This is a genomic window from Shewanella indica (assembly GCF_002836975.1).
GTDB lineage: Bacteria > Pseudomonadota > Gammaproteobacteria > Enterobacterales > Shewanellaceae > Shewanella > Shewanella indica.
In genome coordinates this window covers 26,063-40,975 of record NZ_NIJK01000018.1, presented here as the reverse complement: position 1 = coordinate 40,975, position 14,913 = coordinate 26,063, and the positions used below count along the sequence as shown (strand labels likewise).

General features: G+C 54.2%; 19 protein-coding genes and 1 riboswitch. Of the genes, 16 read left to right on the top strand and 3 right to left on the bottom strand.

Annotated elements, in window-relative coordinates:
- Window positions 1-208 precede the first annotated feature (208 nt).
- Window positions 209-344, top strand: a riboswitch (molybdenum cofactor riboswitch).
- Between the two features lie 35 nt (window positions 345-379).
- The 14 genes from moaA (at window position 380) to CX650_RS03930 (ending at window position 9,686) form a co-directional block, all read left to right on the top strand.
- A complete protein-coding gene (moaA, locus tag CX650_RS03995; protein WP_229800075.1) occupies window positions 380-1,312 on the top strand; it encodes a GTP 3',8-cyclase MoaA in 933 nt (310 codons plus the stop codon).
- Between the two features lie 70 nt (window positions 1,313-1,382).
- The gene (gene moaB, locus CX650_RS03990) at window positions 1,383-1,913 is read left to right on the top strand and encodes a molybdenum cofactor biosynthesis protein B (RefSeq protein ID WP_101095077.1); all 531 of its coding nucleotides are present in this window, start codon (window positions 1,383-1,385) and stop codon (window positions 1,911-1,913) included.
- On the top strand, window positions 1,906-2,382 hold the full coding sequence (moaC, locus tag CX650_RS03985) for a cyclic pyranopterin monophosphate synthase MoaC (RefSeq protein ID WP_025889198.1): 477 nt from the start codon (window positions 1,906-1,908) through the stop codon (window positions 2,380-2,382). The genes moaB and moaC overlap by 8 nt, the downstream gene beginning before the upstream one ends.
- Before the next feature lie 4 nt (window positions 2,383-2,386).
- Entirely contained in the window at window positions 2,387-2,635 is a 249-nt protein-coding gene (moaD, locus tag CX650_RS03980) for a molybdopterin synthase sulfur carrier subunit (RefSeq protein WP_025889200.1), read from the top strand.
- 1 nt (window position 2,636) lies between these two features.
- Complete coding sequence (gene moaE, locus CX650_RS03975) at window positions 2,637-3,095, top strand: molybdopterin synthase catalytic subunit MoaE (RefSeq protein ID WP_039034613.1); 459 nt, start codon at window positions 2,637-2,639, stop codon at window positions 3,093-3,095.
- A 12-nt stretch (window positions 3,096-3,107) separates the two neighbouring features.
- A complete protein-coding gene (modA, locus tag CX650_RS03970) occupies window positions 3,108-3,908 on the top strand; it encodes a molybdate ABC transporter substrate-binding protein (protein ID WP_039034614.1) in 801 nt (266 codons plus the stop codon).
- Window positions 3,909-4,574: a molybdate ABC transporter permease subunit gene (gene modB, locus CX650_RS03965; protein ID WP_039034615.1), complete on the top strand. Its 666-nt coding sequence runs from the start codon at window positions 3,909-3,911 to the stop codon at window positions 4,572-4,574. It begins immediately after the preceding gene.
- The gene (locus CX650_RS03960; RefSeq protein WP_052248137.1) at window positions 4,571-5,665 is read left to right on the top strand and encodes an ABC transporter ATP-binding protein; all 1,095 of its coding nucleotides are present in this window, start codon (window positions 4,571-4,573) and stop codon (window positions 5,663-5,665) included. The genes modB and CX650_RS03960 overlap by 4 nt, the downstream gene beginning before the upstream one ends.
- Before the next feature lie 121 nt (window positions 5,666-5,786).
- Window positions 5,787-6,149, top strand: a complete 363-nt coding sequence (locus CX650_RS03955; protein ID WP_101095076.1) for a YgiW/YdeI family stress tolerance OB fold protein — start codon at window positions 5,787-5,789, stop codon at window positions 6,147-6,149.
- A 55-nt stretch (window positions 6,150-6,204) separates the two neighbouring features.
- The gene (locus CX650_RS03950; protein ID WP_039034617.1) at window positions 6,205-6,726 is read left to right on the top strand and encodes a PepSY domain-containing protein; all 522 of its coding nucleotides are present in this window, start codon (window positions 6,205-6,207) and stop codon (window positions 6,724-6,726) included.
- A 2-nt stretch (window positions 6,727-6,728) separates the two neighbouring features.
- The gene (locus tag CX650_RS03945) at window positions 6,729-7,406 is read left to right on the top strand and encodes a response regulator transcription factor (RefSeq protein ID WP_039034618.1); all 678 of its coding nucleotides are present in this window, start codon (window positions 6,729-6,731) and stop codon (window positions 7,404-7,406) included.
- 49 nt (window positions 7,407-7,455) lie between these two features.
- Entirely contained in the window at window positions 7,456-8,718 is a 1,263-nt protein-coding gene (locus CX650_RS03940) for a sensor histidine kinase (RefSeq protein WP_101095104.1), read from the top strand.
- Between the two features lie 3 nt (window positions 8,719-8,721).
- Window positions 8,722-9,402 carry a TIGR01621 family pseudouridine synthase gene (locus CX650_RS03935; RefSeq protein WP_101095075.1) on the top strand — a complete coding sequence of 227 codons (681 nt, stop codon included), beginning with the start codon at window positions 8,722-8,724 and terminating at the stop codon, window positions 9,400-9,402.
- A 116-nt stretch (window positions 9,403-9,518) separates the two neighbouring features.
- Window positions 9,519-9,686, top strand: a complete 168-nt coding sequence (locus tag CX650_RS03930; RefSeq protein WP_039034620.1) for a YqaE/Pmp3 family membrane protein — start codon at window positions 9,519-9,521, stop codon at window positions 9,684-9,686.
- An 85-nt stretch (window positions 9,687-9,771) separates the two neighbouring features.
- Here the strand turns inward: CX650_RS03930 and CX650_RS03925 are convergent, their stop codons facing one another.
- A complete protein-coding gene (locus tag CX650_RS03925) occupies window positions 9,772-10,428 on the bottom strand; it encodes an FMN-dependent NADH-azoreductase (protein ID WP_101095074.1) in 657 nt (218 codons plus the stop codon).
- A 108-nt stretch (window positions 10,429-10,536) separates the two neighbouring features.
- Between CX650_RS03925 and CX650_RS03920 the strand changes: the two genes are divergently transcribed.
- Window positions 10,537-11,421 carry a LysR substrate-binding domain-containing protein gene (locus tag CX650_RS03920; RefSeq protein ID WP_071476339.1) on the top strand — a complete coding sequence of 295 codons (885 nt, stop codon included), beginning with the start codon at window positions 10,537-10,539 and terminating at the stop codon, window positions 11,419-11,421.
- Here CX650_RS03920 and CX650_RS03915 read toward each other — a convergent pair.
- Together CX650_RS03915 and CX650_RS03910 are read right to left on the bottom strand one after the other, a co-directional pair.
- Window positions 11,390-11,899 (bottom strand): M23 family metallopeptidase, encoded by a 510-nt coding sequence (locus CX650_RS03915; protein ID WP_101095073.1) that lies wholly within the window; start codon window positions 11,897-11,899, stop codon window positions 11,390-11,392. The two genes, CX650_RS03920 and CX650_RS03915, sit on opposite strands and share 32 nt — an antisense overlap.
- Window positions 11,900-12,109: 210 nt before the next feature.
- Window positions 12,110-12,769, bottom strand: coding sequence for a Bax inhibitor-1 family protein (locus CX650_RS03910; RefSeq protein WP_039034623.1), 660 nt, complete (start codon window positions 12,767-12,769; stop codon window positions 12,110-12,112).
- Between the two features lie 272 nt (window positions 12,770-13,041).
- On the opposite strand from CX650_RS03910, the gene CX650_RS03905 reads away from it, so the two are divergent.
- Complete coding sequence (locus CX650_RS03905; RefSeq protein ID WP_101095072.1) at window positions 13,042-14,871, top strand: LamG-like jellyroll fold domain-containing protein; 1,830 nt, start codon at window positions 13,042-13,044, stop codon at window positions 14,869-14,871.
- Window positions 14,872-14,913: the final 42 nt, after the last annotated feature.

Sequence of the window (14,913 nt, the reverse complement as noted above, 5' to 3'; positions counted from 1 at the left end):
CCCCCGATGTAAACGGGTGTTTTATTTTTATCCAGCTCCAACCTTACCTGAAAATCTATTCAGGGCACAGTATTTGATCGGAAAGCAGCCGTTAGTTTTGATGAAATTTATGAGTGAAGCTTGTCACAAAAAGTCCACGCAGATTTGAACCAGATCGGGAAATCCATTTTTAGGGGTATGGTTCACCCCCCTTTTCGTCCTATAATTGGCGCAGACGGTTCTCCGAGCTTTTGGTCCTACGTCAGTGAAGATATGGTCCTTTAGCCGTGGCAATTTTGCCACCGGGGTGAGTAAAGAAATGCTCTCACCTCCCTGACTTGGAAAGGTGATCATGTCCCAATTACAAGACAATTTTGGTCGAAGATTTCACTATTTGCGGATGTCAGTTACTGACGTCTGTAACTTCAAATGCAGTTACTGCCTGCCGGATGGTTATCGCCCGGAGGGCAAGCCCTCTTTTCTGACGCTCAGCGAGATTGAGAATCTGGTTGCTGCCTTTGCCAAAGTAGGTACCCGCAAGGTACGGATCACAGGTGGCGAGCCTACGCTGCGCAAAGACTTTACCGATATCATTCGCGCAGTTGCCGACAACAGCGAAATTCACACTATCGCCACTACCACCAATGGTTATAGGCTCGAGAAGCACGCCAAAGAGTGGTACGACGCCGGACTGAGGCGGATCAACGTGTCTGTGGACAGCCTGGACCCCAGGATGTTTTATCAGATCACCGGCGAGAACAAGTTCGATGAGGTCATGCGCGGTATAGATACGGCGCTGGAAGCCGGCTTTGAGCGGGTCAAGATCAACGCTGTGCTGCTCAAGGATCTCAACGACAAGGACCTGCCACGTTTCCTGCATTGGATCAAACATACCCCCATAGATCTGCGTTTCATCGAGCTGATGGAAACCGGTTTGGGTCACGACTACTTCAAGGCGCATCACCTGGCTGGAGCCGATATCAAGGCCAGACTCGAGGCCGAAGGTTGGCAGTATGATCAGCCCGCGGCCGAAGATGGCCCGGCGCAAAACTTCAGCCACCCTGATTATCGTGGCCGTATTGGGCTGATCATGCCTTATGCCAAAAACTTCTGCGCCAGCTGTAACAGGTTGCGGGTTTCTGCCAAGGGTAAGCTGCACCTGTGTCTGTTCACCGAACATGGTGTCGATCTTCGGGATCTGCTTCAGAGTCCTGAACAGCAGGATGAGTTGATTGCCCGTTTGCATCAGCAGTTGCAACAGAAGAAAGAGACTCACTATCTGCACCAAGGCATTACCGGTGTAACCCAACATCTGGCCTCTATCGGCGGTTGAGGGTGGCGCTCGTCTGGGCGCCAGATACTTATCATCGCCATCTCGGTAGCATTCAGCAGCAGGAACTGACATGGGACATTGCATTCATACCCATTTTGAGCCCTTGAATATCGCCATTCTTACCCTTTCAGACAGCCGGGATCTGCAAACAGATACCTCCGGGCGTTTTCTGGTACAGGCACTGCAGGAGGCTGGGCATAACTTGGTCGAGCGTAAGCTATGCCCGGATGATAAATACCAGATGCGCGCTATCGTCAGCCAATGGATAGCCGCCGCCAATGTCCAGGTGATCATCACCACCGGCGGCACCGGCTTTAGCGGCAGAGACAACACCCCAGAAGCGCTGCGGCCGTTGTTTGATGCTGAAATAGAAGGCTTTGGTGAACTCTTTCGCCACATCACTTACACTGAGCTGGGCACTTCTACTGTGCAGTCGCGGGCATTGGCCGGTATCGCCAATCAAACGGCACTGTTTTGTTTGCCCGGTTCCACCGGCGCATGTCGTACGGCCTGGAGCAAGATCCTCAAAGAGCAGCTGGATGCCCGGCACCGGCCCTGTAACTTCGTATCCAATTTGAAAAAGGTTGCTATAGATGACTAATGCCTTTACCCATATCAATGCCGACGGCAACGCCCATATGGTGGATGTGACCGAAAAGTCGATCACTGAACGCGAAGCCCGTGCCGAGGCTTATATTGAGATGTCAGCCGAGACGCTGCAGATGATCATGAGTGGCAGCCACCATAAGGGCGATGTGTTTGCCACTGCCAGAATCGCCGGCATTATGGCCGCGAAGAAAACCTCAGAGCTGATCCCTCTGTGCCATCCCTTGATGTTGACCAAGGTCGAGGTGGATCTGCAGGCCGAGCCGGAGCAAAACCGGGTCAGGATCACCAGCCTGTGTAAGCTGGCTGGCAAAACCGGGGTTGAAATGGAAGCCCTGACGGCGGCCTCGGTTGCGGCGCTGACTATCTACGATATGTGTAAAGCGGTGCAGAAAGATATGGTGATTACCCAGGTAAGACTGCTGGAGAAACGCGGCGGTAAATCCGGTCATTTTAAGGTGTAACGATATGATTAAAGTGCTGTTTTTTGCTCAAGTACGCGAATTATTGGGAACGGCTGCCATTGAAGTCGAGAGCCAGCCGGGTTTGACGGCCGAGGCGCTGCGTGCCCAACTGGCGGCCACAGACGACAAGTGGGCCAGAGTGATGGCGTCCGACAAGCTGTTGGTAGCCGTCAACCAAACTCTCAGCCCTTGGCATACAGAGATCAAAGCGGGTGATGAGGTGGCCTTCTTCCCACCGGTAACCGGAGGTTGAGATGCAAAGCGATCGTATTTTGGTACAAACCGCCGACTTTGATGTCCCGGCCGAATATGCCCGCATCGCCGCCGATAACAGCGATGGCGCCGTGGTGACCTTTGTCGGCAAGGTACGCGACTTCAACGATGGCAGTGCGGTTACCGACCTGACGCTGGAACACTATCCCGGGATGACAGAAGCCGTTTTGGGGCAAATCGCCACTCAAGCCCGTGAGCGCTGGCCGCTGAATCAGCTGACCATCATTCACCGGGTTGGCACTATGCATCTTGGCGAGCAGATAGTGTTTATCGGTGTCAGCAGTGCCCACCGCAAGGCGGCGTTTGCGGCTTGTGAGTTTCTCATCGATTTCCTCAAGACCAAGGCACCATTCTGGAAGCTGGAGGCCGGTGACAGTGGCCAACACTGGGTTGAGGCCCGCGATGCCGATGAGCAGGCCGCCAAGGCCTGGGAAAAGTAACCGGAGCGTTTGATGGTGCTATTGGAGCGATTGCTGAATTCGACGACCAAGGCCGTGCTGACCGCACTGGCGCTGCTCGGTCTGTGTCTGCCGGCTGCGGCGGCGCAAAGCGTTCATGTGGCTGCGGCGGCCAATATCAAGTTTGCCCTGGATGATATCGCCGAGCGCTATCAGCAACAGACAGGACGCCAACTCAAGATCTCCTACGGTTCTTCCGGTAACTTTGTAGCGCAGATAAAGCATGGTGCGCCGTTCGAGCTGTTTCTCTCGGCCGACGAGCGTTATGTCGAGGCGCTGGCTGACGCCGGCATCACCCGTGACAAGGGTGTGGTCTACGCTTACGGGCGCTTGGCACTGGTGGCTCCCAAGAATTCGCCACTGAAACTGGATCAAGAATTACTGGGGCTGCAACAAGCACTGGCCGCCGGGCAGATCAAGCGCTTTGCCATCGCCAACCCGGATCATGCTCCCTATGGCGAGCGCGCCCGTGCGTTGCTCAAGCAAAAGGGTTTGTGGCAGGAGTTGCAGGCCAACCTCATCTATGGCGAAAACGTTTCCCAGGCGGCGCAGTTTGCCTTGAGTGGCTCGACTCAAGGCGGCATAGTTGCCTTGTCGCTGGCGGTAGCACCGCAGTTTCAGGCGAGAGGTCGCTATCTGGCGTTGCCGGTAGATTCCCATGCCCCGCTGACCCAGCGGATGGTGCTGCTTGAGAAAGCCGGCGACGATGCCAAAGCCTTTTACGACTATCTGCAGGGGCCGGAAGCGCGACAAGTGTTCAGCGCCTATGGCTTTGCCCTGCCCGAGGGAAGCTGAATGGATTGGCAGTCGCTATGGCTCTCGGTCAAACTGGCTGCTATCAGTGTCTTGGTGCTCTTGCCGCTTGCCATCTTGTTGAGCCGCTTGCTGGCCTACCGTGAGTTTCGCGGTAAGTCCTGGATAGAAGCGCTGATCATGGTGCCCCTGGTGTTGCCACCTACAGTGATCGGTTATTACCTTTTGGTAGGGCTTGGCAGTGAAAGCTGGCTGGGCCTATGGCTGCAGCAAACCTTGGGAGTGCAGCTGGTATTTCATTTCTCCGGCCTGGTGGTCGCCTCGGTACTGGTCAATATTCCCTTTGCGGTGCAGCCTATTCAAAGGGCCTTTGAAGCTATTCCACAGGATGTGCGTGATGCCTGTGCCTGTTGTGGCATGAGTCGCACCAAGCAGCTATTCAAGGTGGAGTTGCCCTTGGTATGGCCGGGGATCCTGACGGCCCTGGTGCTGTGTTTCTCCCATGTACTCGGCGAGTTTGGTGTCGTCCTGATGATGGGGGGCTCCATCGCGGGAGAGACCAAGACGATTTCCATCGCCATCTATGACAGTGTCCAGGCATTTGACTTCGCCTCGGCCGGTACCATGTCGCTGGTACTCTTGCTGTTTGCCATCACCACATTGGCATTGACCACAGGGTTGTCGCGGCGGCTCGGGAGATTGAAATGACCCCGACAGATCTGCATGTCAGCGTCCATCAAACCAAGGGGATCCCACTGCAGGCAGACTTTGTTTGCCGAGCCGGTGAAGTCCTGGCCGTGGTGGGGCCCTCCGGTGGCGGCAAGACCACGCTGCTGAGGATGATTGCCGGTCTCAATAAGCCGCAATCCGGCAGCATCCGCTATGGTGATAAACCCTGGTTTTCCGAGACGGTGAACCTGAGCCCACAGCAGCGCCATCTGGGGTTTGTGCCGCAACACTTTGGCCTGTTTCCCAATCTGAGTGCGGTCGACAATGTTATCGCCGGGCTTGACCATCTGCCCAAGGCCGAACGCCGGGCCAGGGCGCTGGATTGGCTGGAGCGGGTTAATCTGCAAGGTTTGCCGGATCGTTTGCCTGAGCAGTTGTCCGGTGGTCAGAGACAGAGAGTGGCACTGGCCAGAGCGCTGGCGCGTGAGCCTTCGGTATTGCTGCTGGATGAGCCTTTTTCTGCCGTCGATCGCGAAACCCGTGAGCGCCTGTATCTGGAGCTGGCACGACTTAAATCGCAGCTGCATATTCCGGTGATCATGGTGACCCATGATCTCAACGAAGCCTTGTTGCTGGCCGACCGCATGGTGCTTATCAGCCAAGGGCAGTTGCTGCAACAGGGTGTGCCCCATGAAGTGTTGGCTAAACCTCGTAACGAGGCGGTTGCCCGGCAGATGGGTCTTAGAAACCTGTTTGACTCCGAAGTGGTGGCCCTGGAGCAGGAGCGGCAACTCACCTGGCTTAAGTTTGGCGAGCAACTGATTGCCTGTGACTATGATGCGCGCCTGAATCCGGGAGATAAGGTGCGTTGGGTCGTGCCTAATCAAGGCGTCAGATTCAACTCCATCAGTCGTGGCCGCCTGTGCCGCAGCTTCAACAAACTCAATGTCAGGCTCGAATCCCTACTGGTGATGGGCGAGTCTGTGCGCTTGCTGGCAGTAATCGAAGGCGTGGATCAGACTCTCAGCGCCGAAGTGCCGTTACATCTGGCACGTAAGCTGGAGTTGGTTGCCGGTATGCAGACTGAAGTAGCCCTCAAATCCGAACAAATTCATATTCTCGAACACTGATAAAGACGGTCTTTATGCCTGTTGTCGGTTAGATGATCAAAACTTAATTTAGCTTCAATCCTGAGTTCAAGCGCTGAAATCTATACTGCAGCCATTGAAACAACCTCAGGAGAGAAACAAGATGCAAAAGTTGGCATATTTACTGGTATTATCCTCACTCTGCAGTGGTGCTGCTCTTGCGGCCTATAGCGGGCCGGGAGTCGAAAATCGGGTCATTACAGCGTCTCAGGTCGAGCAGGCCAAGGACGATACCCTGGTTGAGCTGACAGGTTACCTGGTGAAGAGTCTGGGCGACGAAACTTATCTGTTCCGTGATGATTCCGGCGAGGTTAAAGTCGAAATCGACCATAAGCTGTGGCGCAATATCAATGCCGATGTGAAAGAAAGCACTCTGGTGAAACTGACCGGCGAGGTTGACAAGGAGTGGAACGGCAATGAAGTTGAAATTGAAAGTATCACTTTGATTGGTGACACTGCGAAATGAATCTTGGCTTGTATGAGTAGCTGGCCTTCGGTGCCAGCGCTCGGATGGAGGCAAAATGAGACGTTTATTGGCGGGGCTGGTGCTGTTTTCTTCGGTGGCAGTCGCGGCTCCCTCGCTGCTGGAATTGTTGAATGATAATGACCGTATTCAACCTATAGAGCTGATGCAGCGTATTGAGTCCCAGTTTCCCGGGGTGATCGTCGAGTTTGAAACCGATGTGGATAATGGGGTCCTGGTCTATGAAATTGACTTAATAAACCCGGATGATCACACTACCACTGAGCTGGATATACTCGCCGGTAGCGGCGAGATCCTCAAACGCAAAGTCGATCGTCTGGAGGCTGACGATATGGCCGAGTTGGCCGCGGTCAAACTCTTGGTGCAGAAAAAGCTCAGTTTTTCCCAACTGGTGGCAATGGCGATGCAAAACAGTAAGGCTCATCTGCTGGAGGCTCAGTTGGACAAAGATCTGGGGATTGCTTACCTGGAGCTGAAAGTAATGGATGAACGAGGCAAGCATAAGCTGGCGTTTGATATTGAAAAACAGCGGCCATTGCCTCTACTGAAATGGGACTGACAATGAAGATATTACTGGTCGAAGATGACGTAACCACTCAGGATTATATCGTCAAGGGCTTTCTGGAGCAGGGACACAACATTGAAACTGCGGCCGATGGCCATCAGGGGTTGCTGCTGGCGACCAGTAGTCAATACGACTTGGTGATCCTGGATCGTATGTTACCCGGGCTCGATGGTCTCAAGGTTTTGGCGGCACTTCGGGCCACCGGTAATCAAACCCCGGTGTTGATCCTCTCGGCACTCAGTCACGTTGACGAGAGGGTCAAGGGACTGCGAGCCGGTGGTGACGACTATATGACCAAGCCGTTCGCCTTCTCCGAGCTGCTGGTACGGGCTGAGAAACTGATGTTGCGTGGCCAGTCACTGCCGGCTAAAACAGAGCTCAAGGTGGGTTTATTGGAGATGGAGTTACTGACCCGTAAAGTGACCCTGGACGGCACTGAACTAATGCTGCAACCCAAGGAGTTCCAGCTGCTCAAGTACCTGATGGAACATGCCAATCAGGTGATCAGCCGCACCCTGCTGTTTGAAGCCGTATGGGACTACCACTTTGACCCCAGAACCAATGTTATTGATGTGCATATCGCCAAGCTGAGACGTAAGTTCGAAGAGTTGGGGCATGGCGAGCTGATTGAAACCATAAGAGGGGCTGGTTATCGTCTCCGCCAAAGCCATTAAGCCGTATCAGAGCAGCGTATGGCGTATCACCATCTTCTTCTCTGTGCTGGTGACTCTGATCATCGGCGCGTTACTGTTTGCCCTCTATCAACAGCTGGTAACCGAACAACAGTCTCAGGTTGAGAAGCATCTGGCATCGGAGGCGCAGCGTTACCAGCAACTGGCCTTGAGCGTAGATAAGCGTAGCTTTGCGGCGCAAATTCATGCCGCTGATCCGCAAACGGCACTGATTGCCTGGCAGGGTAGCCCGGATATGGTCGGGGCGTTGACCTTTATGCCGGACAATATGCCGCTGCTGCCGAAAACCCGCGATTTCCCCATCCTTACCGGTGGCCCGGATAAGCTGCATATTCTCACCGGCGGCGTGGTAATGACACGCTATGGCCCTGTGCTGATCGCCACCCGTACCGACCACTTGGCGACCTTGATCGAAAAGTTTCTCAGCGCGGCAGCCACCGCTGTGATGCTGACAGTGGTACTGACGCTGGCTATGGGGTATCTGTTTTCCAAGGCGCTGCTCAGGCGTCTGGTGCAATACAACCGCTTGAGTGAACGCATAGAGCGAGGTTACTACAACACCCGCTTGCCTGTGAGTCGCAACAGTGATGAATTCGATATGCTGGCGCGCCAATTCAACCGAGTGTTGGATACCCTGGAACGCAACCTTGCCGCCGTGCGCGGGGTGACAGACAATATCGCCCATGACCTGCGAACTCCTCTTTCGCACCTGAGGATAGGGTTGGAGCAGTTGCCGCAGTATCCGGCAGAGGAACTCCCTGAACGCAGCGCCATCTTGATCGAAAAGCTGGATCACTGCTTGGCGACCTTCAACGCCATGTTGTCGCTGACCCGTATTGAAGAAGGGCAACAACAACTGGAGCTGGAGCGCTTCAGCTTGCAGCAGATGTGTCACGATCTGCTGGATATGGCCGATGTATTGGCCGAGGCACAAGAGCAACAACTCAAGCTGGAAACCAGTGAGGATTGCCCTATCACAGGCGACAAGCACCTCTTGTTCCAGGCGCTGTTCAACCTGGTCGACAACGCCATTCGCTATGCAGGCGAGGGAGCCTGTATCACCATTTTGCAGCAAGCCAACCAAGTCATCATCAGCGACAATGGCCCCGGGATCCCGGAAGCGGAGCGTGAGCGGGTCTTCGAGCGGCTGGTGCGGCTGGATCCCAGCCGTCATAAGCAAGGCACCGGCTTGGGGCTTTCTATGGTCAAGGCGATTCTTTCGCGGCATAACGCCAGTATTTCGCTGCAGGATAACCACCCCGGCCTTAGGGTCATAGTCACATTTCAGGTTTAACCCATGTATTCAGTGATAGCCACAGAGCCCGACTTTATCCTGCTGGACAAGCGGCCCGGGGTTCATTTTCACAGCCAGCACGGTGAGACAGGTTTAGTGGCCAGTGCCGAGCGAGAATTGGGCTATAAGCTCTATCCTGTACATAGGCTAGATACCTTGACCTCCGGCCTATTGCTGTTGGCCCGTTCATCCGAGGCGGCGGCCGAATTTACCCGCATGTTCAGTGAACACAAGGTGCAGAAATATTATTTGGCGTTGGCCAAGGGTAAACCGGGTAAGAAACAGGGTTGGATCATAGGTGATATGGCCAAGTCCCGCCGTAGCCAGTATAAACTGCTGCGTTCCACCGATAACCCGGCCGTTACCCAGTTCTTTTCCTGGTCGGTCGCCGAAGGGCTGCGCTTGTATCTGCTCAAGCCTCACAGCGGCAAGACCCATCAGCTGAGGGTGGCGCTTTCCAGCCTGGGAGTGCCGATTCTGGGGGATACTCTCTATGGCGGCAGCGCTGTTGATGCCGACCGTGGCTACCTGCACGCTTATGCGCTGGAGTTTGTATGGCGCGGGCAAGTGCTCAGATACCTGAGTTTACCATCGCAGGGCGAGGCTTTTATGCAGCCGGGCGTTTTGAGTCAGTTGCAAACGCTTAAGCAACCCTGGGATTTGCACTGGCCCAAGCGCAAATAAATACTGGTAGCTGACATTTAGGTTCACTCTCGGTGGAAGGGAAAAGGTTGCAAGCTGGGCATCATGCTGCCAAGTTAAATGGGTTGTCCCTTTAATTCCTCGCCAGGAGTCATACCATGGATACCAACAAACTCTTGCTCGTCATCATCGCCATTTTATTGCCGCCGGTGGCGGTATTTCTCAAAGCGGGTGCCGGTAAAGACCTGCTGATCAATATCATTCTCTGTCTGTTCTTCTGGTTCCCCGGGCTGCTGCATGCGCTCTGGGTCGTAACCAAGGACTGAGAACAAGCGCTGAGACTGCGGCATTGGCCGGTCTTTGTTCGCGGCCAATCCGGGGTTTGGTTTCTCAAACGCAGTGGTTTGATTGCTAAATTTTTAGGGCCAGCTCCGTCAGTGAGGCGCTGGCCGCTTTGATGGAAGCCTGATGGCGCTCGTCGGCAAACTCCTGGTATTCGCTGCGCACTTCATAAAACTGCTCCACCCCAAGATAGTGGCTCAGGGTCTTGATATGGGGACCCAGGTGATTCATTCCGGCGCGAATGCCTTTCTCACTAAAGCCAAATTCGCCGCAGGAGTAAACCAAAACCAGTTTTTTGCCGCTGAGTATCGGCCGCAGCGGAAAATCGCCGCGCTTTAAGTCGAAGCTGAATGTGCGGTTGCTGCGTATGACCTGATCAAACCAGGCCTTGAGTGCCGCCGGCATGCCATAGTTGTACATGGGCGTTGAGATCAGAATGATATCGGCCCGCTGCAGCTCGTCGATAAGGCAGTCCGACAGTGCCAGCAGCCGTTGCTGCTCTGTACTTTGGTGTTCCTCCGGAGTGAATACGGCGGCAATCCAATCTTGGGTGATGGCCGGCGGTACTTGGTCACCCAGATCACGATAGATGAATTCTGATAGATTATTTTGGGCTTGCCAGTGATCGCAAAATAGCTGCGCCAACGACTTGGAAATCGAATTATAGCTGGGCTTGTCATTGTCGGTTCTTCTCGCGCTGGCATCTATTCTTAAAAGGGTTTTCATCACTTTCTCCGTTTGTTTGCTCAGGGCATAACTATCTGGAATACCGCTCGAGTTGACAAAGGGTCATTTCTCACTTATAGATGAGTAAAATTCACTTATTTGATCGCAATGTTTGCCCATTTACCCACACTGAATAACTTGAGAGTGTTCGAAGCCGCCGCCAGGCATCTGAGCTTCAAGCTGGCTGCGGAGGAGTTGAGCCTGACTCCGACTGCCGTTTCCCATCAGATAAGAAATCTCGAGACTCAGCTGGACACCCGCTTGTTTATCCGCCAGACCCGGGCGGTATCACTGACACCGGCCGGAGCCGAGTTGGCAGAATCCTGCCGCCAGGCCTTGCTCGGTATAGCCCAGGGGATTGAACGTTTGGGAGTGACACCAAACCAGCTGAGAGTTTCCACCACCCATGGCTTTGCCGCCCTATGGCTGGCGCAGCGATTGCCGGACTTTCAGCAGCGTTTCCCCGATATTCGGGTGTCGGTCAGCAGCGATGAGGGGCTGCAGCCTAGCGACCCTCTGGGTGAGACAGATCTCTGCATACGCTACGGCAAAGCGGCAGAAGGCGAAGAGGTGCTGTTCAGTGAGACCTTCGGCATTTACGCCAGTCCCGGTTATCTCAAGAGCAAGCAACCTCAGGTGACGCTGTTGCAGACCCGCTGGCAGAACCCGGCTCTCGACGGGCTCGATTGGCAGCAATGGCAACAGACCTATCACGAGTTCAAGGGTGCCAGATTGCTGGAGTTTACCCAGGAGGATCACCTGGTGCAGGCCGCTCTGGCCGGTGAAGGCCTGGCGCTTGCCAGTTCTGTGCTGGTGGCCTCTTTGGTGGAGCGGGGTTGGTTGAAACCTTGCTTGCCGGGCAAGGTGTTGCCTGGACTCAGTTATCGGCTGCTGCCGGCTCCCGGCCGCGAGCAGAGCCACAGAGTCAGGGTGTTTCTCGAATGGCTCAGGCAGCAGGCACTCAGCGGGGCGCCAGATAGGTCACAGGATTGAGATAAAACGCCTTCTTGTATCCCTGGGGCGCGTCATCCATCAACCAAGGCATGGGCATCAGGCTGACTATGCTGTAGTGCAGATGGGGCGGCTTGCCTTTGGCATTGCCCGAGTCGCCGACTGTGCCCAGTTTGCTGCCCTGAGGTAGATATAGACCGTTCGGCTCCAGGCTGTCCAGATGGGCGAAATAATGCAACTTCCAGCCTGGCCCCAAGGCCAGCACCACCTTGCCGCCGAGACGCCACTCCCCTTGATAGAGGCGCAGCATGGGCGTCGGGGCCTGCACTTGAGTGCCGCGGGCGGCGAAGATGTCTATGCCCTTGTGTACCCCTGAGGTGCCCCAGGGATAATACCAGAAACTGTCTTTATGCCAGTCTTTGGCGCTGGCTTGGTGAACCGGCACCTGTGGGGTTTCCGGGATCAGGGCACCGACAAAGATCAGCAGTAGCAGCAGGATAAAGCCATAACGTTTCTTCATTGCCGACACCTTCCTTAGCTTCAAAATTGAAAGCAGATCGTTATTCGCGCTATCGAGCTTTGGTTCATCACGAACCGAACAAGATAGCGCTTAGATGCAAAACCTATCCTGGTTCTGGAGCTTTACACTTGGCTTGCGTCCGGGAATTCTATCACCGTTCAGAGAGCAAAAAGCCATAGACAGCAGCAACAGCAAGAGTAAACGCATGGGTTAATTTCTTCTTCCCAGAATGCTCAGGATCCGCAGGAACAGGTTGATGATATCCATATAAAGCGCGGCGGCGCTGTCGATGGCGTTGTCGACCGTCTTTTCCTTGGCGTTGGCTCGGCCCCAGTCATAGCCAATGTAGCCGCAGAAGATCAATACCACTATCCAGTCGGTAATGCCGTGATGGCTCTTGAAGATAAATAGTTCCACCAGTTCGACAATGATCACCAACAGCAGGGCTATGGCCAGGGCGCCGGCTATGCGGGCAAAAAAGGCGGGAAATAGGGTGCCCAATATCATCATTGCCAGAGTCACGATAGTCGTTATCCGCAGTGCCTCCAACACCAGAGTTGGGTCATAGCTGCTGACCACCAGGTTAATTATCAGGCCGAAGGGAACAACGACCAGGTTGTAGCCGAGAAAGCTGACGGCAGGCATCTTTGACGTTTCAAACAGATAGACGCCTGCCATACAGCAGACGAAGTAGCCGATAAAGAACAACCAGATTGGAATCGTGGCGATGATTTCGGGATCGATATTCAACACCATCAGATAGTTGACCACAAAACCCCAGATCAGAGTCAGGCCAACGACCAGGTTGTATTTGCCGGCACTGATCTGGCCCTTATCTGTGCCAAAGTTGCGTCGCAGGCTATTGTCCATAGTGGGAAATTTCCTTGTTTGTGGATGTCAGGCGAGATGAAAGCGCCACACAATATAGAAAAATATTAAGCTCAACAAGCCGCTATCACCCAAAACTCTGTACGACATTTTCCAACCATCAAGCACTTGCTGCAATAGTGACTTATGTTGCCAATATGTTTATTTTGGTGTTTTGTTGTAACTTAATGATTTTGAAATAAAAGTATTTATTTTGCTTCATCTGTCCTTGTTTAAATTCAGACTTTCTTACTAGCCTGAACTGGAGAGATTTAATGCGTTACTCAATTGGAGCACTGGTTCTGGGCGCCGTGCTTGGCCTGACCGGGTGTAACTCAGATAGCGACAGTGGCACTCAAGCCGCAGCCGAGAGTTATACTCTGGTGGTCATGCCCGATACCCAGAAGTACTCCCGCTATAATCCCGAGCGCTACAATGCTCAAACTCAATGGATTGCCGATAACTACCAGCAACAAAATATCGTTTTTACGGCGCATCTGGGGGATGTGGTTGACCTGCCTGACTCAGAGCAGGAATGGCTCAATGCCCGCGCGGCCATGAGCATTTTGGAGGCCAATCCAGCCACTCCATACAGCATATTGGCGGGTAACCATGATGTGCTGGCTTACCGTCAGTCCGGGGTTGATATCAACAGTAACCTCGACAGCGACAGAACCCTGGCGGCAGAGCCTTTCCTCAAGCATTTCCCGGCGTCTTTGCAGCAAAATAACTTTGCCAGTTTCCAGGGGGCGGATGCCACCGGCTTCAACAGTTATCACCTCTTCAAGGGCGGTGAGCGCGAGTATCTGTTGCTGGCGCTCGATTGGCGTACCTCGGCGGCCAGCATCGCCTGGGCACAGTCGGTATTGGATGCTCACCCGGAAACACCAACCATACTCACTACCCATCAGTTATTAAATGTGGCCGATGATGGCAACAACGCCATATTTACCGACAATGGCGCCATGCTGTGGGACAAGTTGATCAAAGACAATGACCAGATCTTCCTCACCTTTAACGGCCATCACCATGGTGAGGCCAAGATGGTGGCCAAGAACCGCTATGGCCGCGATGTGGTCATGATCTTGGTGGACTATCAATCGGGATTCTGGGGTGGCAACGGTATGCTGCAACTGGTGAGTTTCGATGAAGCCAACAAGCGGTTGCAGTTCCGTTCATTCTCACCTTGGGTAGCTGCCATCCCGGAGGCAGAGAGGCAGCCGCAGGATGTGCTGCAACGCTGGGAATTTGAACAGCCGCTGGACTTTGAAAAACGTTTTGCCAAGCTGAATCAGGAAGTGGAAACCGAAGGCCCGGGTAAGCTTGAAGGAACACTCGCTTACTGGATATTCGATGCTGAGCACAAGTTAACCAGCACAGATCCGACCAAGGTGCTGTTTATGGATCTATCCGGGCGCGGCAATACCTTGAGCCTCAAGGCCAAGGGGGGCAGCAGTGGCACTCAGGAGCAATTGTTTGAACTGCTCGATGAAGCTCCTGGCTTTGGCCACGCCACTGGGGCGGCTCGTTTCAAGGGCGGCAATACCCAGGGCGGCTATTACCTCTCCAGCCAGGCACCGACGCTGGTTTCTGCCGATGGTCAGGCGGGTGTTCTGCCGCAGTATACGGTAGAGATGATAGTGCGCCTGGCACCAGAATGGCAGGCATCGGAAAATGCCTGGGGCGCAGTCTTTGCTCATAAACCCAGCCAGAGCCAGGTGTGTGAACACCATAAGCTGGATTGTGGCGGCGGCGATCCTTCGCTGGCGTTGACTGCTTCCAGTCTCAAGGAGTTTCAGTGGATCTCCACCTCCAGCAATGGCGTGGGGCCCAGCAATTGGTCATGGGAAGTGGACAGGGATTATTGGTATCACGTGGCTATAGTCAATGACGGCCAATACGCCACCATGTATGTGGATAACTCCAGGGTAATGCGTACCGCCGAAGCCGAGCAGCATGGGCTGGTGAGTATTCCCGGCGGTGAATGGATGGTGGGGGCCTCCAGTTGGGACGGTGAGGTGGCCGATCTGTTCCGCGGTGATATTGCCGAGATCCGGATTGTCGACAGGGTATTGCCTGAGTCTGACTGGCTTAACGCCAAGTAAAAATACTGAAAATTAAAGAGGCTGCCCAGGCAGCCTCTTGTT